This window comes from Streptomyces mutomycini (assembly GCF_001700505.1).
Lineage (GTDB): Bacteria > Actinomycetota > Actinomycetes > Streptomycetales > Streptomycetaceae > Streptomyces > Streptomyces mutomycini.
In genome coordinates, this window is record NZ_MAPV01000383.1 from 1 (window position 1) to 605 (window position 605).

The following is a 605-nucleotide window of genomic DNA, read 5'->3' on the forward strand; positions in this document are numbered from 1 at the left end:
GTGCCTCTCCCCCACCGCCGAAGACGACGAAGCGCGCCCCCGCCTTCCGGCCCCAGCCCTCCAACTTCGGGAGCTGGTCCGCGTCGACCAGCAGCACCTTCGGCTCGCAGTCGTCGAGGGCGTACGCGAACTCCCCCTCGGTCCACCACGTGTTGAGCGGTACGGCGACCAGCCCGGCCAGCTGAGCAGCCCAGAAGGCGACCTGCCACTCGGGGTGGTTGCGCATCGCCACCACCGCCCGGTCACCGGGGCGGAGCCCATAGGACTCGGCGAGCCTCCGGGCCAGCGACGAGGCTGCCGCGAAGAACTCCCCGTACGAGCAGACCCGTTCCCCCGAGATGAGGAACGGCTGCTCGCCGAACGCCCAGGTGGTCTCCGCGAACTCCCGCAGCGTGCGGGGGCCGTTGGAGTACACAAAAGGCCCGTGCTCCGCACGCACCACGGCGAACGGGGCACCGGGGCCGGTCAGGGACGCCTCGATACGGGCGAGGGCCCCCGGGTCGGGGGAACGGCTGGGATCGGTGTGCGGCACGAACGGCCTCTCCACGTACTGGCTCAGCAACCCGGCGACGCTATGCCCGGCTCCCGGCCTCGTCAACCGCCCC

1 protein-coding gene is annotated in these 605 nt (G+C 72.1%); it reads right to left on the reverse strand.

All coding sequences use genetic code 11. The annotated features are described in order from the left end of the window. Window positions 1-532, reverse strand: a 532-nt coding sequence (locus BFF76_RS30585) for an AMP-binding protein (RefSeq protein WP_141695724.1), incomplete at its 3' end; no start/stop codon positions are given. Between the last annotated feature and the right edge of the window lie 73 nt (window positions 533-605).